Genomic DNA, 20,713 nt, shown 5'->3' with positions numbered 1-20,713 from the left:
CGAGGCGCGGGCGCGAGATCTGGCAGGAGGTGCGCCCGGCATGCCGGACGGCGCCGTCATCGACCTGCTCGGCCAGCTCATCGCCTTTCCCTCGGTCAGCGCCGGCACGAACCTGCCGATCCTCCATTTCATCGCCGATCATCTCGCCCGTCACGGCATCGCCAGCCGGCTCATCCCGAATGAAGCCGGCGACAAGGCCTCGCTCCTTGCCACGATCGGCCCAACGGAGCGGCCGGGCATCGTGCTTTCCGCCCATACCGACGTGGTGCCGGTGGCGGGGCAGGACTGGGCGAGCGAGCCGTTCCGCGCCGACATTCGCGACGGCCGCCTCTATGGGCGCGGCGCCACCGACATGAAGGGCTTCCTCGCCGTCGTGCTGGCGCAGGTCGGTGCCTTCACGCGGGCGGCGACCGCGACGCCGGTGCATCTGTGCTTCTCGTATGACGAGGAACTGGGCTGCCTCGGCGCGCCCGATGTGGTGCGGGAGGTGGCGAACCTGCCCGTGCCCCCGGTTCTCTGCATCGTCGGCGAGCCGACCGGGATGAAGGTCGCCCGCGCGCACAAGGGCAAGTTCGCCCGCCGCGTCACCGTCACCGGGCGCGGCGGGCACTCCGCCCTGCTGCACCGCGCCGCCAATGCGGTGGAAGCCGCCACCGAGGTCGCGAGCGGGCTGTTCGCGCTCGGCCGCACGCTGCGCGCCACCACCGACGCCGCCTTCGAGCCGCCCTATGCGAGCCTGCATGTCGGCTCCCTTCATGGCGGCAGCGCCCTCAACCTGGTGCCGGACCGCGCGACGCTCGAATTCGAGGCACGCACCCTGCCCGGCACCGATATCGGCGCCCTCAACGCGGCCCTTGATGCGATCCTGACGGAGGCCCGCGCGCGACTGCACGTGCAGGCCCCGGAGGCGGACATCGTGGTGGAGACGCTCAGCGATTATCCCGGGCTCGACACGCAAGCGGACAGCGCCGCGCTGGGCTTTGTTTCCGCGCTGGCCGATTTCCGCGAGCCACCCGTGACCCTCGCCTTCGGCACGGAGGCGGGCCTCTATCATGCGGCCGGTATCGCCACCCTGGTCTGCGGGCCGGGCGACATCGCCCGGGCGCACAAGGCGGACGAGTGGATCGGCCTCGACGAACTCGCCGCCGCGTGCCGCATGATGGAGCGCCTCGCCGCCCGCTTGAGCGAACCGCTCGACCTGACCGACTAACCGCCCCCGAAAGAGCCTTACCCCCGAAAGAACCCCGCCATGGTCCACACGCGCATCCGCCCCTTCAACACCCGGGCCACCTATCCCGAGCAGAAGCTCGACAATGATCTGTGCCAGGCCGTGGTGGCGCGGGGCACCATGGTGTTTCTGCGCGGGCAGATCGCGCAGGACCTCGACACGCGCGAGAGCCTCCATGTCGGCGATGCCGGCAAGCAGGCGGAGAAGGCGATGGCCAACATCAAGATGCTGCTGGAGGAAGCGGGCAGCGACCTCAGCCACATCTGCCGGGTAGTGATCTACCTCACCGACATCCGCCACCGCGAGGCGGTGTACCAGGAGATGGGGAAGTGGCTGAAGGGCGTGTTCCCGGTCTCCACCGGCCTCGTGGTCTCGGCGCTGGCCCGGCCGGAATGGCTGGTCGAGATCGAGGTGACGGCCGTCATCCCCGACGCCGCCTGAGCGGGAGGCGCGCGTGACCTTCTCCATCTCCGCCCGCTGCGCCGCCACCGGCCGGTTCGGCATCGCCGTCTCCTCCTCCTCGCCGGCAGTGGCGGCGCGCTGCGCCCATGCCCGCGCCGGCATCGGCGTGGTCTCCACGCAGAACATCACCGACCCGACGCTCGGCCCCAAGGGGCTCGATCTGCTGGCGAGCGGCCTGTCGCCCGACGAGGTGCTGGCGCGCTTCGCGCAGGAAGCGCCGTTCTTCGACTACCGGCAGGTCGTCGTGCTGGGCCGCCAGGGGCCGGCCGCCGGCCATTCGGGGGCGAAGACGCTCGGCACCCACGCCATCGCCCATGGCCGGGACGTGGCGGCAGCGGGCAACCTGCTCGCCTCGACGGACGTGCCGGCGGCGATGGTCGCGGCCTTCGAGGCGCTGCCCGAGGCCGATCTCGGCGACCGGCTGGTGGCGGCGATGCAGGCGGGCGTGGCGGCCGGCGGCGAAGCCGGGCCGGTGCACTCGGCCGGCCTCCTGATCGTCGACACGGTGGCGTGGCCGGTCGCGGATCTGCGGATCGACTGGTCGGAGGGCGACGTGATGGCCGAGCTTGCCGCGCTATGGGCGCTGTGGAAGCCGCAGATGGACGCCTATGTCACCCGCGCGCTCGACCCCACCACGGCGCCGTCCTATGGCGTGCCGGGCGATCGATAGCCCCTGATGAGCGAGGCCAGTCCCATGCCGTTCACCCGTCCCGCGCTCAAGCTGACCCATGCCGGCGCGCTCGTCATGCTGGCCGCCGCCGTCGCCCGGGCGAACGAACTTGGCGTGCCGCAGAACATCACCATCGTCGACGAGGGCGGCAACCTGCTGGCTTTCGTTCGCATGGACGGCGCCAGGCTGCTGTCGCGCGAGACCTCGCTGTCCAAGGCAATCACCGCCGCCTCGCACCGCCAGCCCTCCGCGCGGCTGAACCCGGCGGACGAGATCAAGCTGTCGCTGGCCGCCGGGCAGCGCCTGACCAATCTCGAGGGCGGGCTGCCCATCCTCCTTGACGGCACGTGCGTCGGCGGCATCGGCGTCGGCTCGGGCACGGGGGCGCAGGATGTGGAGGTCGCCCGCGCGGGGCTGGCCGCCATCGGCGCGCAGGATCAGACCCCATGAGCGCGCCCCGGCCGGTCCATATCCTGATCCTCAGCGGGCCCAACACCAATCTCTACGGGCTCGACCCGCACGGGCCCTATGGCGCGCTGACGCTGGACGACATCGCGCAGGCCTGCCGCGCACGCGCGCAGGCGCAGGGCGGCAGCGTCGATTTCCGCCAGTCGAACTGTGAGGGCGAACTGGTCGACTGGGTGCAGCAGGCGCGCGGCACGGCGGACGGCATCGTCATCAATGCCGGCAGCCTCTCCTACACGTCCATCGCCCTGCGCGACGCGCTCGCCGCCATCGCGAAACCGGCGATCCAGGTGCATGTGAGCAACGTGTTCACGCGCGAGCCCTTCCGCCATCATTCGCCGCTCTCCGCCGTGGTGACGGGCTGCGTCTTCGGCCTTGGGCCGGAGGGTTACGCGCAGGCGGTCGAGGCGCTGATCGCCCGGATCGGCCGGACCGACTGATCGCGGCGGCACGCACGGGCGGGCGGGCGCTTGACCGGGTGGCGGCATCGGCGCACGTCACGTGGACGAACGTCGCCTGCCGCGACGACCATCGCCCCAAGAGATCGCCATGGACCTGATGTCGCCACACGATATTGAGGCCCTGTTCCGCCTGCTGGTGGCGGCGGTCTGCGGCATGCTCATCGGCATCAACCGCGACCTGCGCGGCAAGCCGACCGGCATGCGCACGCTCGGCCTGGTCGCGATGGGCGCGGCGCTGGTCGCCCTTACCGCGATGCGGGTCGATGGCATTGCCGGCCATCCCGACGCCACCAGCCGCGTGGTGCAGGGCATCATCCAGGGCATCATGACCGGCATCGGCTTTCTCGGCGCCGGGGTGGTGCTGCACAAGCGCCATTCCAGCCGCGTGCATGGCCTCACCACGGCCGCCACCGTGTGGGTGACGGCGGCGCTCGGCATCGCCTGCGCCCTCGCCTCCTGGCACCTCATCGTCATGGGCATCGCCGTCACCCTGATGCTGCTGGTGCTGGCGCTGCCGATCGAGCGCTTCATCGAAGCCCGCGCCGGCGTGCCCGTGCGCCGGCATGGCGCCACCCCGCCCGCCAGCGGCGATGCCCCACTGGAACCGCCCCCGCCACCTTCATCGGCTTTGTGACGAACAGTTGACAACCCCTTATACTCAGTCCTAGCATAAGCTCGAAATGCCGGGCACGTCGCCCGGTCTTCTTTGACCCATATTATACTCAAAAAGAGCATAAGGGAGGGTGCGATGCTGGACATGAACCCCGCCGCCCGTGTCGAGCCGGCCGAGGACCTCGCCCCGGTTTCCGTTGCCGCGCTTGCCGTCGCGCCTGCCGTCGCGCGCGACGTCGCCTCCACGCTGCCGCTGGCTCATCTCTATGCGCGGGTGTCGCGCCACATCACCCTGGCCGAGTGGCCGCGGATCGCGCGCGACGTGGAGGCCATCGAGCGGCTCAAGCGCGAGCGCAACGCCGTGGTGCTCGGGCACAATTACCAGGCGCCGGAAATCTTCAACACGGTGGCGGACATCGTCGGCGACAGCCTCGCGCTGGCCCGCGAGGCGGTGACGATCGACGCCGACGTCATCGTCATGGCCGGCGTGCACTTCATGGCCGAGACGACCAAGCTGCTGAACCCCTCCAAGACCGTTCTGATGCCGGACATGCAGGCGGGCTGCTCGCTGGCCGAGAGCATCACGGCGGAAGATATCCGCCTGCTGCGCCAGCATTATCCCGGCGTGCCCGTGATCACCTATGTCAACACCTCGGCCGCGGTGAAGGCCGAGAGCGATTATTGCTGCACTTCCGGCAACGCGGTGAAGGTGGTGCGCGCCGTGGCGAAGGAATGGGGCGTCAACCGCATCCTCATGCTGCCGGACGAGTATCTCGCGCAGAATGTGCAGAAACAGGTGCCGGAGCTCGAGCTGATCGCCTGGAAGGGCCATTGCGAGGTGCATGAGCGCTTCAACCCGCAGGATATTCGCGATCTGCGCGAAGCCCATCCCGGCATCGTCGTGCTCGCCCATCCCGAATGCCCGCCCGAGGTGGTGGCAGAGGCGGACTATGCCGGCTCCACCGCCGGGATGGCGGATTACGTGCGCGACGAGAAGCCGGCCCGCGTGGTGCTCATCACCGAGTGCTCGATGGCCGACAATGTCGCAGTGAACCACCCCGACATCGAGTTCGTGCGCCCCTGCAACCTGTGCCCGCACATGCGGCGGATCACGCTGCCCAATATCCGCCGGGCACTGGAGACGATGACCCACGCGGTCGAGATCGACCCGGCCATTGCCGACCGGGCCCGCCGCGCGGTCGAGCGCATGCTCGCCATTTCCTGAAAGGCTTCCTGCGTTGCGCCATTCGCCCGAGAATATCGTCGTGGTCGGCGGCGGGGTCGCCGGCCTCGCCACCGCGCTACGCCTTGCGCCGCTTCCCGTCACGCTCATTGTCGCCGCCCCGCTCGGCGCCGAGGCCGCCACCGGCTGGGCGCAGGGTGGCATCGCCGCCGCGCTGGGCGATGATGACCGGCCCGATTATCACGCCATCGATACGCTCAAGGCCGGCGCCGGCCTGTCCGAACCCGAGGTGGCGCGGCGCATCGTGGCGGCGGCGCCCGGTGCCATCGACTGGCTGGTGCAACTGGGCACGCCGTTCGACCGCGCGCCCGATGGCGCCCTCGCGCTCGGGCTGGAGGCCGCCCATTCGCGCCGCCGTATCGTTCATGCCGGGGGCGACGGCACCGGGCGCCTCGTGCTGGAAACGCTGGTGAAGGCCGCGCGCGCCTGCCCGACGATCGCGGTGATCGAGGACGTGCGCGCCAGCGAGTTGCTCACCGACGAGGCCGGCACCGTGCGCGGCATCGCCCTGCGCGACCGTGCCGGGCGTGTGACCGGCCTGCCGGCCCGTGCGGTGGTGCTGGCGACCGGCGGGCTGGGAGGGCTCTACGCCTCCACCACCAACCCGCTCGGCGCCGTCGGTTCCGGCCTCGCGCTCGCGGCGCGGGCAGGCGCCATGCTGCGCGACCTGGAATTCGTGCAGTTTCACCCGACCGCGATCGTCACCGCCGCCAATCCGGCCGGGGCGGATCTTCTGGGCGGCCCCGCACCCATGCCGCTGGCGACCGAGGCGCTGCGCGGCGAGGGGGCGAAGCTGTTCAACGATCGCGGCGAGCGCTTCATGATGGAGGTGCCGGGGCAGGAACTCGCCCCGCGCGACGTGGTCGCCCGCGCCATCTTCGCGCAGAACGCGGCAGGCCGCCACGTGGTGCTCGACGCGCGGCGGACGGATGTGGGGCGGCGTTTTCCCGGCGTCGCCGCGCTCTGCCGCGCGCACGGGCTCGATCCGGCGCACCAGCCCATTCCGGTGCGGCCGGCGGCGCATTACCACATGGGCGGCATCAACGTGGATGATTGCGGTCGCTCCAGCGTGGCGGGCCTGTGGGCTTGCGGCGAGGTGGCCTCGACCGGCCTGCACGGCGCCAATCGCCTCGCCAGCAACTCGCTGCTGGAGGCGCTGGCCTATGCCGAATGGATCGCCGCCGACATTGCCGGCAGCGAGGCCGGCGCGGGAATCGCCCGCGCGCCCTCCCCGGCCCCGGTCGGCTCGTCCGCCCGTGCGGAAATCCGCGCGCTGATGGATAGTCATGTCGGCGTGGTCCGCGAGGCGTCGATGCTGGACGCCGCGGTGCAGCGGCTCGGCGAGCTGAACGCGCGGGATGGCGACGACCTTTCGCTCGTCGCAAGAATGGTCACGGAAGCCGCGCTACACCGCACCGAGAGCCGGGGCGGGCATTTCCGCACCGATCATCCCGCCCCCGCCGCCCTCGCCCGCCATTCGGAGAGTGCGCTGGCCGCCGCCCGCCCCACCCATGTGCGGCAGGTGGCCTGAGCCGGCCGGAGCCGATGGCGCTCCTTGCCAGGGGCGCCCACCCGCCGGCGGGTGCCCAAATCATCCCGAGACGAGTAGGCCCATGACCTCGCCCTCTCCCACCACCACGCTTTCCCCCCTGCCCCATCTGCCCCCCCTGCCCCGCCTGCTGGTCGAGCCCCTCGTGCGCGCCGCGCTGCTGGAGGACCTCGGCCGCGCCGGGGATGTCACCACCGATGCGGTGGTGCCGGCCGATGCCCGCTTCGAGGCGGTGATCGCTTCGCGCCAGCCGGGCGTGATCGCCGGCATCGATGCGGCGGTGATCGCCTTCGCGCTGATCGACCCCGCGCTCACGGTTGCGGTCACGCGCGGCGATGGCAGCGTGGTGGTGCCCGGCGATGAGGTGCTGCGGCTGTCGGGCGCGGCGCGCTCGATCCTCACCGCCGAGCGGGTGGCTCTGAACATCGCCTGCCGCATGTCGGGCATCGCCACCGCCACGGCCGGCCTCGTCGAGATCGCCCGCCGGCACGGGCATGCGCAGATCGTCTGCACCCGCAAGACCACGCCCGGCCTGCGCGCGCTGGAGAAGCACGCGGTGAAGGCGGGCGGCGGCTCCAACCACCGCTTCGGGCTGGATGATGCGGTGCTGATCAAGGACAACCACATCGCGGTGGCCGGCGGCGTCGCCATCGCCATCCGGCGCGCCAAGGCCCATGCCGGGCATCTCGTGAAGATCGAGGTGGAGGTCGACACGCTCGCCCAGCTGGACGAGGCGATGGCGGAGGGAGTCGACGCGGTGCTGCTCGACAACATGACCCCCGCCATGCTGGCGCAGGCCGTCGCCATCGTCGGCGGGCGCGCCCTCACCGAGGCGTCGGGCCGCGTCTCTCGGGAGACGGTGGGGCCCATCGCCGCGAGCGGGGTGGATCTCATCTCGGTCGGCTGGATCACCCATTCCGCGCCGATCCTCGACCTCGGGCTGGACGCGGCGACGCGGTAGGGCCGTTTCGCCGGCGGAGCAGCCATGCGGAAGTCGCGCGCAAGGATCCGCGCGCCGACGGAACCGCCCTTGAAGCGGGCATGCTTTTGTGCGATGCATATAGACGTCTGCTAATGGTCATGCGGGAGAGACTGACAGTCCTCCCAGGACACGTGTCGGCGCCGACGGAGCAACCCCCCAGGAAACTCTCAGGCACCAAGGACCGCATGATCAGGACGATCTGGAGAGAGGCGTCGGCGCCCGTCTAACGGTGCTGGGACGTCCACCGAAGGGGAAGCCCGGGATTTCCGGACGGCGCCGCCGTCTGTCTCGGGGCGAGCTCTCAGGTACCGCGACAGATGGGGACAGCCGGCCGGAGCGCCAAGGTGGAAACACCGGTGTTCGGGCTTCGTCGTCCTCCAGCGCGGGAGCTCTCCATGCGCCAGATCGCCGTTATCGGCGCCGGTATCACCGGCATCACCACTGCCTATGCCCTCAACGAGAAGGGCTATGACGTCACCGTCATCGATCGCCAGCGCTATGCGGCGATGGAGACCTCCTTCGCCAATGGCGGCCAGCTCTCGGCCTCCAATGCCGAGGTGTGGAATTCCTGGGCCACCGTGCTCAAGGGCATCAAGTGGATGCTCACCCCCGACGCGCCGCTGCTGATGAACCCCAAGCCCTCCTGGCATAAATATAGCTGGATGGCCGAATTCCTCGCCAACATTCCGAACTACACGGCCAACACGGTGGAGACCACGCGCCTCGCCATCCAGGCGCGCCGCTACATGTTCGACATCGCCGCGCGCGAGGGTATCGACTTCAACCACGAGACGCGCGGCATCCTGCACATCTACCGCGACAAGGCCGCCCAGGACAGCGCCCGCGCCGTCTCCACGCTCTATGCGCAGGGCGGGCTGGAGCGCCGCGAGGTGACGCCGGCCGAGATCCGCGCCATCGAGCCGACCTTGCAGGGCAGCTTCTACGGTGGCTTCTACACCCCCTCCGATTCCACCGGCGACATCCACAAGTTCACCTTCGGCCTCGCCGAGGTCTGCCGCGCCAAGGGCGTGCGCTTCATCAACGAGGCGAGCGTCGATCGGGTGCGGCACACCGGCGCTGGCGCGGGCGGCACGGGCGTCGAGATCAGCCTCACCCTCGCCCCGGCGCGGGAAGATGGCACGCCGACCCACGAGACGCTGGCCTTCGACGCGGCCGTGGTCTGCGCCGGCGTCGGCTCGCGCGCCCTTGCCGCCCAGTTCGGCGACCGGGTGAATGTCTATCCCGTGAAGGGCTACTCGATCACCGTGATGCTGGAGGACGAGCAGAGCCAGAAGGCGGCGCCCTGGGTGAGCCTTTTGGACGACAAGACCAAGATCGTCACCTCGCGCCTCGGCAAGGACCGCTTCCGCGTCGCCGGCACGGCGGAGTTCAACGGCGAGAACCGCGACATCCGCGCCGATCGCATCCGCCCGCTGACCGACTGGGTGCGCAAGCTGTTCCCGGGCGTGTCGACCGAGCGCGCGGTGCCGTGGGCGGGCCTGCGCCCCATGATGCCGGACCTGATGCCGCGCGTTGCCGCCGGTGCGAAGCCCGGCGTGTTCTACAATACCGGCCACGGGCATCTGGGCTGGACGCTCTCCTGCGCCACCGCCGAGATTATCGCCGCCAAGGTGGAGGCAGCCCTGCCGATCGACGCCCCCGCGCCGATGCTGCGCATGGCGGCGGAATGAAGGACCGTGCGGGGCCGGGACACCCTGTGTCCCGGACGCCTGCAGCGATAGCGGAAGGCGAGCCGGGACCCAGCGCGCGACTCCGCCCGCAAGGGCTCCTCATGATACCTTCAGTAGTGGAGGTCTCGCATGGAGCGGTACGCCGTTTACATCCTCGCCAGCGGGCGCAACGGGACGCTTTATGTCGGCGTCACCAACGACCTTGCCCGTCGCATGGCGCAGCATCGCTCCGGTGAGGTCCCCGGCTTCACGGCACGCTACGGGGTCCGGCTGTTGGTCCACGTCGAATTCTATACGTTGATCGACGAGGCACGCACGCGCGAGGCCCGCCTCAAGCGCTGGCGCCGGGAGTGGAAGCTCCAGTTGATCGAGACGGACAATCCCGGATGGGAAGATCTGGCGAATCGGCTGCTGGATTGAGATGGAGATCGAGCCTGCCGTCGGCAGGAGCCCCTCGCGCTGGACCCCGGATCGGCTCGGCGCTTGCGCGCCGCTTGTCCGGGGAACAGGGGCCATCGTTGCGGCGACCATGAGCGGCGCACCGCTTGTCCCGAGGAACACCCTGTGTCCCGGATGCCTGCAGCGGTAGCGGAAGGCGAGCCGGGACCCAGCGCACGACTCCGCCCGCAAGGGCGCCTCATGATACTTGCGGCATCGAGGCTCAGACGGCACGGCGTACCGATCGAGCCTGCCGTCGGCAGGAGCCCCTCGCGCTGGACCCCGGATCGGCGCGGCGCTTGCGCGCCACTTGTCCGGGGAACAGGGGCCATCGTTGCGGCGACCATGAGCGGCGCACCGCTTTTCGACGGAACACCTTGTGTCCCGGACGCCTGCAGCGATAGCGGAAGGCGAGCCGGGCGAAGCCTGTCACACCCGCGTCGCCCGCAGCCGCAGCGCGTTGCCGATGACGCTCACCGAGGACAGCGACATGGCGAGCGCCGCGACCATGGGCGAGAGCAGCAGCCCGAACACGGGATAGAGCACCCCGGCCGCGATGGGCACGCCGGCGGCGTTGTAGACGAAGGCGAAGAACAGGTTCTGGCGGATGTTGCGCATGGTCGCCTGCGACAGCCGGCGCGCGCGCAGGATGCCGCCGAGATCGCCGCGCAGCAGCGTCACCCCCGCGCTCTCGATGGCGACATCGGTGCCCGAGCCCATGGCGATGCCGACATCGGCACCGGCGAGCGCGGGCGCGTCGTTCACCCCGTCGCCGGCCATGGCGACGATGCGCCCCTCGCGCCGGAGCCGCGCCACGACCGCCGCCTTATCCTCTGGCGCGACCTCCGCCTCAACTTCGGTGATGCCAAGGCGGCGCGCCACGGCCTCCGCCGTTACCCGGTTGTCGCCGGTGAGCATGACGACGCGGATGCCGGCCGTCGCGAGATCGGCCAGCGCCTGCGGCGTCGTCGCCTTGATCGGGTCGGCAATGGCGATGGCCGCCGCCGCCTTGCCGTTGATGGCGACCAAAATCGCGCTGGCGCCCTCGCGGCGCAGCTCATCCGCCTGGGCGGCGAGCACGCCCGTGTCGATGCCGAGTTCGCGCAGGAACGCCGCGCTGCCGAGCGCCACGCGCTTGCCCTCGACCAGCCCATAGGCACCCTTGCCGACCGGCGAATCGAAACCGCGCACTTTGGCGATATCAATCCCGCGCGCCTGCGCCGCTGCGACCACCGCGCGGGCGAGCGGGTGCTCGGACAGGCGCTCGACCGCGGCGGCGAGCCGCAGCACCTCGGCTTCCGTAAAACCTTCCGCCGGCCGGATGGAGGTGACGGAAGGCGCGCCTTCGGTGAGCGTGCCGGTCTTGTCGACCACCAGCGTGTCGACCTTTTCGAGCCGCTCCAGCGCTTCGGCATTCTTGATCAGCACGCCAAGTTGCGCCCCGCGCCCGACCCCGACCATGATCGACATGGGCGTGGCGAGGCCGAGCGCGCAGGGGCAGGCGATGATCAGCACCGCCACGGCGGCGATCAGCGCATGGGCGAGGCGCGGCTCCGGCCCGAGGGTCGCCCAGGCGATGAAGGCCAGAACCGCGCAGGCCACCACAAGCGGCACGAACCAGCCGGCGACCTGATCGGCCAGGCGCTGGATCGGCGCGCGCGAGCGCTGCGCCTCCGCCACCATCTGCACGATGCGGGCAAGCACGGTGTCGCGTCCGACCCGTGCCGCCGCGATGACGAGGCCGCCGGAGCGGTTGAGCGTGCCGCCGATGACGGCGTCGCCCGGCAGCTTGGTGACCGGCATGGATTCGCCGGTGACCAGCGATTCATCGAGCGCCGAGCGGCCTTCCACCACCTTGCCGTCCACGGGCACCTTCTCGCCCGGACGCACGCGAAGCCGATCGCCGACCACGACCTGGTCGAGCGGAACTTCCTCCTCGCGCCCGTCCGCCTCGATGCGCAGGGCGGTCTTCGGCGCGAGGTCGAGCAGCGCGCGGATGGCACCCGAGGTCTGTTCGCGCGCGCGCAGCTCCAGCACCTGGCCGAGCAGCACCAGCACGGTGATCACCGCCGCCGCCTCGAAATAGACCGCGACCGTGCCGTCCGCCGCGCGGAAGGCCGGCGGGAACACGCCGGGCGCGAAGACGGCGATGAGGCTGTAGAGATAGGCGACGCCGGTGCCGATGGCGATCAGCGTGAACATGTTGAGGTTGCGCGTCACCAGCGACTGCCAGCCGCGCACGAAGAACGGCGCGCCCGCCCACAGCACGACCGGGGTCGCCAGCGCCAGCTGGATCCAGTGTGAGGTGCCCGGCGGCACGAGGTGGTGCAGCGCCGGCACGAGATGCCCGCCCATTTCCAGCGCGAAGACCGGCACGGCCAGCACGAGGCCGATCCAGAACCGGCGCGTCATGTCGATCAATTCGTGGTTGGGCCCATCATCGAGGCTGACGAGCAGCGGCTCCAGCGCCATGCCGCAGATCGGGCACGTGCCGGGGCCGATCTGGCGCACCTCCGGATGCATCGGGCAGGTATATTCCGTGCCCGCCGGCACCGGCGCGGCGGGGGCGGCGCGCCCTTCGAGATAGGCGCCGGGATTGGCGACGAACTTGGTGCGGCAACCATTGCAGCAGAAATAATAGGTGCGCCCGCCATGCTCCGCCCTGTGCTGGGCGGTGTGCGGATCGACCTTCATGCCGCAGACCGGGTCCTTGGCCAGGTGGGCCTGGATGTCCGCCTGCACAGGGGCCGGCGCGTGGGCGTGTCCGTGATCGTGCGAATGGGCAGGCGCGGCATCGTGATCATGATGATCATGAGCGCCGCCACAGCAGGAGGATGCCGGTTTCTCCGGCGGCGCGGCGGAAGGCCCCCCGCAGCACGATCCGCCGGTGACGGGATCGGCGGCGTGATCCTTGCCATGATCCTGGGCCGAATGATCGCGATCGCCGTGAGCCATGGCACCCTCCTTATACCCATGCGGGGTATATGACCCTTGCGATATATACCCCGCATGGGTATATGGCAAGCATGCAGGATGACACACGCAACGCTTGCCTGAAGCGCCTCAGCCGAATCGAGGGGCAGGTGCGCGGCCTCTCGCGCATGCTGGAGGACAACCGCTATTGCATCGACATCGTCACCCAGGTGGCGGCGGTGCGGGCGGCGCTGAAGAAGGTGGAGGAAGAGGTGCTGCGCGACCATGTCGCCCATTGCGTCGAGCACGCCATCCGCTCGGGCGATGCCGACCAGCAGCGCCAGAAGGTCTCCGAACTGATCGAGGTTCTGGGCAAGCTGAAGGGCTGAACGCCGAGCGTCGGAGGCCTCGGCAGGCCGCCTGCGCTATTTCTCGACCGTGCCGCGAAAGACGAAGCGGCGCGAGAGCGTGAAATTGATCGCCAGCCCGGCAATGGAGCCGGCGGCCACCGCCAGCACGGGGTGATCGCTGGCGAGCGGCCAGCCGGCGATCAGCGCCGAGTAGGTTCCGTAATAGACGAGGAACCCCATGAAATTGGCGCCGAGAAAATCGAGAAACTGGCGCAGCAGCGGCCGTTTTGCCCGGTGGGCGAAGGTCCAGATGCGGTTGAAGAACCAGGTGCAGCTGGCCGCCGCGAACCAGCCGATGAGGCCGGCGGCATAGAGATTCACCAGCGCACTCGCGGCATAGGTCACGCCGGCATTGACGACAAAGCCCAGCCCGCCGACGCAGCCGAAGCGGAAGAATTCCTTGAGCGCGAGCCGGGAGACCGCCATCAGGCGTCCTCGCCGTCTCGCCGGCTCCCGCCCCTGCCGGGCGCGAGCGGGCGCACGGGCGGAATGGCGAGATAGGCGAGCCGCTTCATCTCATGCCGGCTGGTCGTGCTCATGTCGAGGACGAGGCCGCAGAACAGGCTGAGCACGGCGACGATCGACAGCCCGACCACCGCGATGGCGGTGGGCAGGCGCGGCACCAGGCCGGTCTCGACATAGGTATAGAACAACGGAATGCTGAGCACGAAAGCTGCGACCCCCAGCACCGCCGCCGCCACGCCGAAGAACAGCATGGGGCGCTCGTTGCGCACCAGATTGGCGATGAGGCGCAGGATGCGCGCGCCGTCGCGATAGGTCTTCAGCTTGCTGAAGGAGCCGGCCGGCCGCTCGATATAGACGGTTGGCACCTCCGCGCAGGGCATCCGCAGCCCCAGCGCATGCACGGTCAGCTCGGTCTCGATCTCGAAACCGTGCGACATGGCCGGGAAGGACTTCACGAAGCGCCGTGAGAAGATCTTGTAGCCCGACAGCATGTCGGAGAACTGCCGCCCGAAGATGAACTGCACCAGCGAGGTCAGCGCCCAGTTGCCGAAACGGTGGCCGGCACGGTAGGCGGCCTGGGCTTCGGCAATGCGCGCACCGTTGAGAAAATCGAGATTTTCCGCGATCACCCGCTCCAGCATGGCCGGCGCGGCATCGGGATCATAGGTGGCGTCGCCGTCGACCAGCACATAGAGATCGGCGTCGACATCGGCGAACATGCGCCGCATCGCGTGGCCCTTTCCCTGCCGCAGTTCGCTCATCACCTCCGCCCCGGCCTCCCGCGCGAGGTCGGCGGTCCGGTCGCTGGAATTGTTGTCGCAGACATAGACCGTGGCGTCGGGCAGCGCCCGGCGGAAGCCGGATACGGTCGTGCCGACGGTCAACTCCTCGTTGTAGCAAGGAATGATCACGGCGATGCGCGGCGAGATACCGCGCGACAGGCTCACAGCATCAGGCACGGTGGGCTTCCCCAATCTTTTGGCGGCAGGACCAAGCCATGCTTAACCGTCACGACCCCACCCGGACAAGTCGACATGAGACGAGTTCGCCAAACTTGCTGGTGATGTCGACGCAATCGCCGGGATCGAGGCGCAGCCCATAGGCGGCCAGGCGGGCTTCGGACTGGGTCTGCTCATAGCCCGACGGCGCGAGGGTGCGCACCTCGCCGCCATGGGCCCCCAGCTTACCGGCGATGACCCGGCCCAGGCCGGTTTCCGGCGTGATCGGCATGTTTCCCTCGATGCGCACGAAGACGTCTGAAGGCGGAAGGAAGGGAATGACATAGGCGGTGGCTTCGACCGACAGCATTATGAACATCGTGTTCTCCTGCCGGAGCGCGTCGGGCACCTTCACCTCGAACCAGTCCGCCGTGAAGGGAACGCGCTCCCAGTTCGCCGGCACCGTGGAGAGAGCGATCCACAGTATGGCCAGGCCGGACGCCCCCAGCAGCACCGCGCGGCGGCGCAGGAGGCAGGACAGGAGAATGATCACAACCAGCGGGGCCAGTTGCTCGAGGGCGACAACATAGCGCTGGATGCCGAACAGCGGCAGCCAGATCAGGAAGGAGACGATGCAGAAGGTCAGCAGGAAGGCGCGCGCCCGCGGATCGAAGATGCCCTCCTCTGCGGGCCCGCGTGCCATCCGCCGGTCGATCAGGACCGCCGCGACGAGGGGCATGAGGATGAGCAGCAGGGTGAAGCGCATGTCGGCGAAGCCGACTTCGGCCGAGGGATGCAGGCCGGCCGGCCACTCCCAGAAATAGCGCAATGCATCGGCGATCCCGTTCGGCCGGAACCGCGAGTCCGACATGGCGATCGGCTCATAAAAGGCAGATTTGAAGACGTTGTTGTAGAGCGGGAAAAGCGGGTTACCGAACTTGTGGAACATATAGGCGCTCCACACCCCGCCCAGCGGAACATAGGTGAGCGCCGCGCCGAGGCCCGCAAGCACCACCGGCCGGAAGAAGCGCCGGCGTTCCACGACCACGACGGCGGCGACCCAAGCCACCACGAAGAATACACTCGTCAGCTTCAGCGCCAGCGCCAGCCCTAAGAAAAGCCCGGCGATGAAATGGGCGCGCGCGGCGAAGCGCCCAGCCAGCACGGCCAAGATCGCCGCCAGCAGCAGCGCCGAGCCGAGCGTATCGGAAAAGGTCGTGCCCAGCTCCGATAGGAACATCGGCGACACGAAGGCGCCGATGCCGGCCAGCCCCGCCACACCTCGCCGCAGCAAGGTGTCCACGCGCTGTTGCGGCGTCAGCCCGTATCCGGCGATCAGAACGACCAGCACGATCGGGAACGCCGACAGGGCCGAGAGAACGCTCGCCGCAATCCGGGGCGGGACATAGCTCAACAGGAAATAGGTCGGCAGCGATTGCAGCGGGTTGAACCAGGTCTGCAACTGGCTCGGCGCGACGTCGACCCGGAGCCGCCCATGCAGAAACGCATAGGCACCATAATAATGGTAATTGCGCAGGTCCCAATTGGCGTCCTGCCCGTAGCGCAGCCCCACGGCGACGCACGCGACCAAGGCGATAGCTGCGACGACAGCAACTTCAACGCGAGTGAACGGCGAGGACTTTACGGTCGTGTGTGATGTCGAGGTTCCGCTCATCCAGCCAATCCAAAGTCGATTTCAAGTTGATGTCCGGTCGAATCGCCGGGTAACGCGCCCCATTCGGGTCGGATAGCACGGCGGAGCATCCGTCCTGCCGAACGCCCGACCCCTCAACGCGCATAGATCTCTCTGTACTGCTCGCGCAGCAGGTTCTTCTGCACCTTGCCCATGGTGTTGCGCGGCAGGTCGTCGACGAAGAACACCCGCTTGGGGCATTTGTAACGGGCGAGCCGGCCTTCCAGCGCGGCCAGCACGCACGCCTCGTCGAGCCCGGCGCCCGGGCGCGCCACCACGACCGCCGTCACCCCCTCGCCGAAATCGGCATGCGGCACGCCGATCACCGCGCTCTCGATCACGCCGTCCAGCGCGTCGATCTCGCCCTCCACTTCCTTGGGGTAGACATTGAAACCGCCGGATATGACGAGGTCCTTGCCGCGCCCGACAATCTGCACATAGCCCGCCGCGTCGATCCGCCCGAGATCGCCGGTGACGAACCAGCCGTCATGGAACTCGGCCGCCGTCTTCTCCGGCATCCGCCAATAGCCCGTGAACACGTTCGGGCCCTTCACCTCGATCATGCCGATGGCGCCGATGATGAGTTCCCGCCCGTTCACCGGGTCGACCACCCGCACGCTCACCCCCGGCAACGGCAGGCCAACCGTGCCGGCGAGGCGCGCGCCCGCATAGGGGTTGGAGGTGTTCATGCCGGTCTCGGTCATCCCGTAGCGTTCGAGAATGGCGTGGCCCGTGCGGGCGCTCCATTCCCGGTGCGTCTCCGCCAGCAGCGGCGCCGAGCCGGAGATGAACAGGCGCATGCCCGCCGCCGCCGCGGGCGTGAGGACGGGGGATTTCAGCAGCCGGACATAGAAGGTCGGCACGCCCATCAGCACGCTGGCCCGGCCCATCAGCTTCAGGATCCCATCGGGGTCGAACTTGGCCAGAAAGATCATCGAGGCGCCGGCCGCCAGCGTTACGTTGGTGGCGACGAACAGGCCGTGGGTGTGGAAGATCGGCAGGGCGTGGATCAGTACGTCATCGGCCGTGAAGCGCCAGGTCTCGACCAGCGCGAAGGCGTTGGAGGCGAGATTGCCGTGGGTGAGCATGGCGCCCTTGGAGCGGCCGGTGGTGCCGGAGGTGTAGAGCAGCGCCGCGAGATCGTCGGCGGCGCGCGGCACGTCGGCGAAGGTGGTCGGGGCCGCGTCGGCCGCCTGCGCGAGGCTGCCCCGGCCCTGCGCGTCCAGCGTGAGCACCGAGCCGACGCCGGCCGCCGCCGCCACCGGGGCCAGCGTGGGCAGGCTCGCGGGATCGCACACGAAGACCGCCGGCACGGCATCCCTGAGGAAATAGGCGACCTCCGGCGCGGTATAGGCGGTGTTCAGCGGCAGGAACACGCCACCCGCCCGCACCGTGCCGAGATAGGCGAAGATCGCCTCTAGGCTCTTTTCCACCTGCAGCGCCACCCGATCGCCGGGCGCGAGGCCCAGCGCGATCAGGGCATTGGCGTATTGCGCCGAGCGCCGTTCGAGGTCGGCATAGGTGTAGACCGTGCCGTCCGGCGCCTCGGCAAAGGGCCGCGAGAGGTCCGGCTGGCGGGAACGGAGGAGATCGATGAGGTGATTGGTCATGGCGTCACATTCATGCGGCGTCCGGAATGACGGCATCCGGCTATCACGGCGCCTTCAGCCCGAGCGAGGCGACATAGCCGCGGTTTACCTCGGCATTGGCGAATTTCGCGTTCTCGATATAGGCGCGCAGAGTCGCCGCCACGGCCTCACGCGAGGGCCTGGGCAGGCTGTCCCATTGCGCGCGCGGCACCGAGCCGAAGGCGGCGATGGCGTCCCAGCCCTCGGGCTTGGCGATGGAGACAACGGTGGAGCGGGAATCGAGGTTCTTGTAGGTCCAGAAGCTCCAGCCGATGCCGAATTTCTCGTTCATCGCGCGGTACTTGGCGTTCCACTCGTCGGTGAGTTCGCCCGTCTCCCCGAGGAAGATCGGCACGCCCCAGCGATTGGCGAAGTTCACGTAATCCTGCACCTCCCGCCGCTCCGGGCTCGCCCAGAACTTGTGGTAGGTGTAGCCGAGATTATCGGCGAAGGGCGGGCCGAACACACTGAAATTGGTGCTCCACTGCGCCGCCGCGAGGATGATCGGGTGGTTGGGATCGACCGCGCGGATTGCCGCGGCGATCTCCTTGTAGAAGGGCTCCAGGCGCGGGTTGAGATAATCCGTGTCGCTATAGGGCGAGATCGGCTCGTTGAGCAGGTCATAGGCCAGCACGGTCGGCTCGTCGCGATAGCGCGTGGCGATGGCCTGCCACAGGGCGATGGTGCGGCGCCTGAACTCCGGCACGTAGAAGGTGAGCGGGTAGCCGACGCCGTCGTCATGGTTCACCCCGGTCTGTCCGCCGGGGGCGGCATGGATGTCGAGGATGAGCTTGATGTCATGCGCCCGTGCCCAGCCGACCACCCGGTCGAGCAGCGCCCAGCCTTCCCCCTCGGGATCGACCTTCGAGGGGTCCGCCGGGTCGAGGAAGAATTTCCAGTGCAGCGGCACGCGCACGGTGGTGAAGCCGGCGGCCTGCAGGAAGGCGAGGTCCGCCTCCTGGATATAGACGTCGCGAAAATCCTTCCAGAAGCGGGCGGCTTCCTGCGGACCGGCGAGATACTCGATCACGTCCTCGATCTCGCGCGGCGAGCGCTGGACCTTGAACTTGAACATGTAGCCTTCCGGCAGCAGCCAGTTGCCGAAACTCATGCCGCGGATCGGAAAGGTGGAGCCGTCCGGCCGCACGAAGCGCGTGCCCTCCGCGCGTATGAAACCGGGTACGGACGAGGGTGCGGCAGGCGCCGGCGGCGCGGCGGCATCCGGCGCGGAGGCACCAAGCGCGGAGGCACCAGGCGCGGCCGGCGGCGACGTTGTTGCGGGCACGGCAACCGGCGCGGTGCCGACGCCGGCGGACACCGTCCCGGCGAGGGATTGGCCGGCCGGGGATGGGCCGGCGGCCAGAGCCAGCACGGCAGCGATGAAGAGAGCGCGGGCGATCATGGGCGGGCAAACTAGTCAAGCCGTCGCCCGCGGGCAATGGCGGAACGTGCCCTCATGCCCCGGTGACAGCGCCCGCGCCACGGGTTAAGCGAAGGCATCTGTCCCCGCCCCGGCTTTACCCGCACATGTCGCTTTCTCAGGCCGCCTCTTTCGCCGTCGTGCTGGCGCTCCTCGCGCTGGCGATCCAGCGCGGGCGGGTCCAGCCCTTCCTCGCCCTCACCCTCGCCGCCATCGGCTTCGGCTATGCCGCCGGCATGTCGACCAGCGGCGTCGGCAAGGCGTTCGGGCTCGGCTTCGCGCAGGGCATGAACACGCTCGGCCTCACCGTCGTCGCCGCCGCGTTCATGGCGGAGATCGCCGATGCCAGCGGCGCGACCGCCTGGCTGCAGCGCGCGGCGGCCGGGCGAGCGCGCCCGTCGCTGCCGCTGGCGCTGATCGGGCTCATCGCCGGCCTCGCCTCCACCCCGGCGGCGGCCTTCGCGGTGCTGGGTCCGCTGCGGCGCGGCATCGGCGAGGACAGCCCGCGCTCCGCGCTGGTGCTCGGCCTGTCGCTGTCGGGCAGCCATGGGCTGCTCATCCTCTCGCCCGTCATGCTGGCGAGCGCCACAATCCTCGCCGCCGACTGGACCACCACGCTCGCCTTCGGCCTGCCGGCCGCGCTGGTGGCGGTGGCGACCGGCCTCCTGCTGGCGCAGCGCACCAGCGGCGCGGCGCACCGGGTCGACACGGCCGGGGCGATGGACGGCGAGAGCCTGCACGCCCCGCGTCGCGGCGCCTTCGCACTAGGCATCACCAGCGCGGCGCTCGTCGCCCTGCTCGTCACCCAGTCGCTCGGCGACATCGCCTCCGAGCCGCTGGGCGGCGGCTCGAACCGCGAATTCCTCATCGCGCTCGGCCGGCCGGTGGTGCTGCTCCTTGTCGGCGTCGGCCTGCTGCTGCTGCTCGGCTGGCACCGGGAAAAGGGCGGCTTCAGCGAGCAGGGCTGGGCCGGCCGAGCGCTGGCGAAGGCCGCGCCATTGGTGCTGCTCATCGGCGCGGCGGGCGGCCTGTCGAAGATCGCGCAGGAAACCGGCATGGCGGAAATGAACGCCGAGCGGCTCATCGGGTTCGCTCCATCCGGCGCGCTGGCGCTCCTCCTGCCTTTCGCGCTCGCCGCCATCGTCAAGACCCTGCAGGGCTCCTCGCTGGTCGCGGCGATCACCGCCGCCGGCATGATGATGGAACTGGTCGGCCCACTCGGCCTCGGCGATTCCGCCGGGCGGGCGCTCGCCGCGCTGGCCATCGGCGCCGGGGCGATGAGCGTCAGCCACATCAATGACGGGTTGTTCTGGCTGGTGGGACAAGCCGCGCGCCTGCCGGCCGGCACCACGCTCGCCCGCTTCTCGCTGGCGACCGGCGTGCAGGGGGCGGTTGCGCTCCTCCTGCTGATGGCGTTCCGCCTCGTCTGCCACTGACACATCCGA

At 69.5% G+C, this 20,713-nt stretch carries 19 protein-coding genes and 2 riboswitches; of the genes, 13 read left to right on the top strand and 6 right to left on the bottom strand.

The window, feature by feature from the left end:
* The first annotated feature begins 40 nt into the window (after positions 1-40).
* The 11 genes from argE to FHS55_RS01220 all read left to right on the top strand — a co-directional run bounded on the left by argE (position 41) and on the right by FHS55_RS01220 (position 9,783).
* Entirely contained in the window at positions 41-1,210 is a 1,170-nt protein-coding gene (gene argE / locus FHS55_RS01270) for an acetylornithine deacetylase (RefSeq protein WP_183187867.1), read from the top strand.
* 39 nt (positions 1,211-1,249) lie between these two features.
* Positions 1,250-1,669, top strand: coding sequence for a RidA family protein (locus FHS55_RS01265; RefSeq protein WP_183187866.1), 420 nt, complete (start codon positions 1,250-1,252; stop codon positions 1,667-1,669).
* Between the two features lie 13 nt (positions 1,670-1,682).
* On the top strand, positions 1,683-2,360 hold the full coding sequence (locus tag FHS55_RS01260) for a DUF1028 domain-containing protein (protein WP_183187865.1): 678 nt from the start codon (positions 1,683-1,685) through the stop codon (positions 2,358-2,360).
* A 24-nt stretch (positions 2,361-2,384) separates the two neighbouring features.
* Positions 2,385-2,810 carry a GlcG/HbpS family heme-binding protein gene (locus FHS55_RS01255; RefSeq protein ID WP_183188582.1) on the top strand — a complete coding sequence of 142 codons (426 nt, stop codon included), beginning with the start codon at positions 2,385-2,387 and terminating at the stop codon, positions 2,808-2,810.
* Entirely contained in the window at positions 2,807-3,265 is a 459-nt protein-coding gene (locus FHS55_RS01250) for a type II 3-dehydroquinate dehydratase (RefSeq protein ID WP_183187864.1), read from the top strand. Before FHS55_RS01255 ends, FHS55_RS01250 begins: the two co-directional genes overlap by 4 nt.
* A 109-nt stretch (positions 3,266-3,374) precedes the next feature.
* The gene (locus tag FHS55_RS01245; RefSeq protein WP_246339745.1) at positions 3,375-3,920 is read left to right on the top strand and encodes an MgtC/SapB family protein; all 546 of its coding nucleotides are present in this window, start codon (positions 3,375-3,377) and stop codon (positions 3,918-3,920) included.
* A 123-nt stretch (positions 3,921-4,043) separates the two neighbouring features.
* Positions 4,044-5,123: a quinolinate synthase NadA gene (gene nadA, locus FHS55_RS01240; protein WP_425485777.1), complete on the top strand. Its 1,080-nt coding sequence runs from the start codon at positions 4,044-4,046 to the stop codon at positions 5,121-5,123.
* Positions 5,124-5,136: 13 nt separating this feature from the next.
* On the top strand, positions 5,137-6,672 hold the full coding sequence (locus FHS55_RS01235; protein ID WP_183187863.1) for an L-aspartate oxidase: 1,536 nt from the start codon (positions 5,137-5,139) through the stop codon (positions 6,670-6,672).
* A gap of 82 nt (positions 6,673-6,754) precedes the next feature.
* A complete protein-coding gene (nadC, locus tag FHS55_RS01230) occupies positions 6,755-7,651 on the top strand; it encodes a carboxylating nicotinate-nucleotide diphosphorylase (protein ID WP_183187862.1) in 897 nt (298 codons plus the stop codon).
* A 112-nt stretch (positions 7,652-7,763) separates the two neighbouring features.
* Positions 7,764-7,866, top strand: a riboswitch (glycine riboswitch).
* Between the two features lie 3 nt (positions 7,867-7,869).
* Positions 7,870-7,991: riboswitch (glycine riboswitch) on the top strand.
* Between the two features lie 76 nt (positions 7,992-8,067).
* A complete protein-coding gene (locus FHS55_RS01225; RefSeq protein WP_183187861.1) occupies positions 8,068-9,363 on the top strand; it encodes a D-amino acid dehydrogenase in 1,296 nt (431 codons plus the stop codon).
* 129 nt (positions 9,364-9,492) lie between these two features.
* Complete coding sequence (locus FHS55_RS01220; RefSeq protein WP_183187860.1) at positions 9,493-9,783, top strand: GIY-YIG nuclease family protein; 291 nt, start codon at positions 9,493-9,495, stop codon at positions 9,781-9,783.
* Between the two features lie 447 nt (positions 9,784-10,230).
* On the opposite strand, the gene FHS55_RS01215 is transcribed toward FHS55_RS01220, so the two are convergent.
* Positions 10,231-12,756, bottom strand: coding sequence for a heavy metal translocating P-type ATPase (locus FHS55_RS01215; RefSeq protein ID WP_183187859.1), 2,526 nt, complete (start codon positions 12,754-12,756; stop codon positions 10,231-10,233).
* Between the two features lie 71 nt (positions 12,757-12,827).
* Between FHS55_RS01215 and FHS55_RS01210 the strand changes: the two genes are divergently transcribed.
* A complete protein-coding gene (locus FHS55_RS01210; protein ID WP_183187858.1) occupies positions 12,828-13,103 on the top strand; it encodes a metal-sensitive transcriptional regulator in 276 nt (91 codons plus the stop codon).
* Between the two features lie 36 nt (positions 13,104-13,139).
* Here the strand turns inward: FHS55_RS01210 and FHS55_RS01205 are convergent, their stop codons facing one another.
* From FHS55_RS01205 to FHS55_RS01185, 5 genes are all read right to left on the bottom strand, one after another.
* On the bottom strand, positions 13,140-13,550 hold the full coding sequence (locus FHS55_RS01205) for a GtrA family protein (protein ID WP_183187857.1): 411 nt from the start codon (positions 13,548-13,550) through the stop codon (positions 13,140-13,142).
* Positions 13,550-14,548: a glycosyltransferase family 2 protein gene (locus FHS55_RS01200; RefSeq protein ID WP_343055933.1), complete on the bottom strand. Its 999-nt coding sequence runs from the start codon at positions 14,546-14,548 to the stop codon at positions 13,550-13,552. The genes FHS55_RS01205 and FHS55_RS01200 overlap by 1 nt, the downstream gene beginning before the upstream one ends.
* A 49-nt stretch (positions 14,549-14,597) precedes the next feature.
* Positions 14,598-16,118: a hypothetical protein gene (locus FHS55_RS01195; RefSeq protein WP_183187856.1), complete on the bottom strand. Its 1,521-nt coding sequence runs from the start codon at positions 16,116-16,118 to the stop codon at positions 14,598-14,600.
* 197 nt (positions 16,119-16,315) lie between these two features.
* The gene (locus FHS55_RS01190; RefSeq protein ID WP_183187855.1) at positions 16,316-17,830 is read right to left on the bottom strand and encodes a malonate--CoA ligase; all 1,515 of its coding nucleotides are present in this window, start codon (positions 17,828-17,830) and stop codon (positions 16,316-16,318) included.
* Between the two features lie 43 nt (positions 17,831-17,873).
* A complete protein-coding gene (locus FHS55_RS01185; RefSeq protein WP_183187854.1) occupies positions 17,874-19,250 on the bottom strand; it encodes a glycoside hydrolase family 5 protein in 1,377 nt (458 codons plus the stop codon).
* Positions 19,251-19,375: 125 nt separating this feature from the next.
* Between FHS55_RS01185 and FHS55_RS01180 the strand changes: the two genes are divergently transcribed.
* Positions 19,376-20,704, top strand: a complete 1,329-nt coding sequence (locus FHS55_RS01180) for a GntT/GntP/DsdX family permease (RefSeq protein WP_183187853.1) — start codon at positions 19,376-19,378, stop codon at positions 20,702-20,704.
* Positions 20,705-20,713 lie beyond the last annotated feature (9 nt).

This window comes from Ancylobacter tetraedralis (assembly GCF_014195655.1).
GTDB lineage: Bacteria > Pseudomonadota > Alphaproteobacteria > Rhizobiales > Xanthobacteraceae > Ancylobacter > Ancylobacter tetraedralis.
The sequence above is the reverse complement of the archived record's forward strand: the minus strand, read 5'-3'. Positions and strand labels throughout refer to the sequence as shown.

Excerpts from the sequence above, each read along its gene's own strand:
- argE (WP_183187867.1), top strand. The coding sequence starts at position 41 with ATGCCGGACGGCGCCGTCATCGACCTGCTCGGCCAGCTCATCGCCTTT.
- FHS55_RS01265 (WP_183187866.1), top strand. The coding sequence starts at position 1,250 with ATGGTCCACACGCGCATCCGCCCCTTCAACACCCGGGCCACCTATCCC.
- FHS55_RS01255 (WP_183188582.1), top strand. The coding sequence starts at position 2,385 with ATGCCGTTCACCCGTCCCGCGCTCAAGCTGACCCATGCCGGCGCGCTC.
- FHS55_RS01250 (WP_183187864.1), top strand. The coding sequence starts at position 2,807 with ATGAGCGCGCCCCGGCCGGTCCATATCCTGATCCTCAGCGGGCCCAAC.
- FHS55_RS01245 (WP_246339745.1), top strand. The coding sequence starts at position 3,375 with ATGGACCTGATGTCGCCACACGATATTGAGGCCCTGTTCCGCCTGCTG.
- nadA (WP_425485777.1), top strand. The coding sequence starts at position 4,044 with ATGAACCCCGCCGCCCGTGTCGAGCCGGCCGAGGACCTCGCCCCGGTT.
- nadC (WP_183187862.1), top strand. The coding sequence starts at position 6,755 with ATGACCTCGCCCTCTCCCACCACCACGCTTTCCCCCCTGCCCCATCTG.
- FHS55_RS01225 (WP_183187861.1), top strand. The coding sequence starts at position 8,068 with ATGCGCCAGATCGCCGTTATCGGCGCCGGTATCACCGGCATCACCACT.
- FHS55_RS01220 (WP_183187860.1), top strand. The coding sequence starts at position 9,493 with ATGGAGCGGTACGCCGTTTACATCCTCGCCAGCGGGCGCAACGGGACG.
- FHS55_RS01215 (WP_183187859.1), bottom strand. The coding sequence starts at position 12,756 with ATGGCTCACGGCGATCGCGATCATTCGGCCCAGGATCATGGCAAGGAT.
- FHS55_RS01210 (WP_183187858.1), top strand. The coding sequence starts at position 12,828 with ATGCAGGATGACACACGCAACGCTTGCCTGAAGCGCCTCAGCCGAATC.
- FHS55_RS01205 (WP_183187857.1), bottom strand. The coding sequence starts at position 13,550 with ATGGCGGTCTCCCGGCTCGCGCTCAAGGAATTCTTCCGCTTCGGCTGC.
- FHS55_RS01190 (WP_183187855.1), bottom strand. The coding sequence starts at position 17,830 with ATGACCAATCACCTCATCGATCTCCTCCGTTCCCGCCAGCCGGACCTC.
- FHS55_RS01185 (WP_183187854.1), bottom strand. The coding sequence starts at position 19,250 with ATGATCGCCCGCGCTCTCTTCATCGCTGCCGTGCTGGCTCTGGCCGCC.
- FHS55_RS01180 (WP_183187853.1), top strand. The coding sequence starts at position 19,376 with ATGTCGCTTTCTCAGGCCGCCTCTTTCGCCGTCGTGCTGGCGCTCCTC.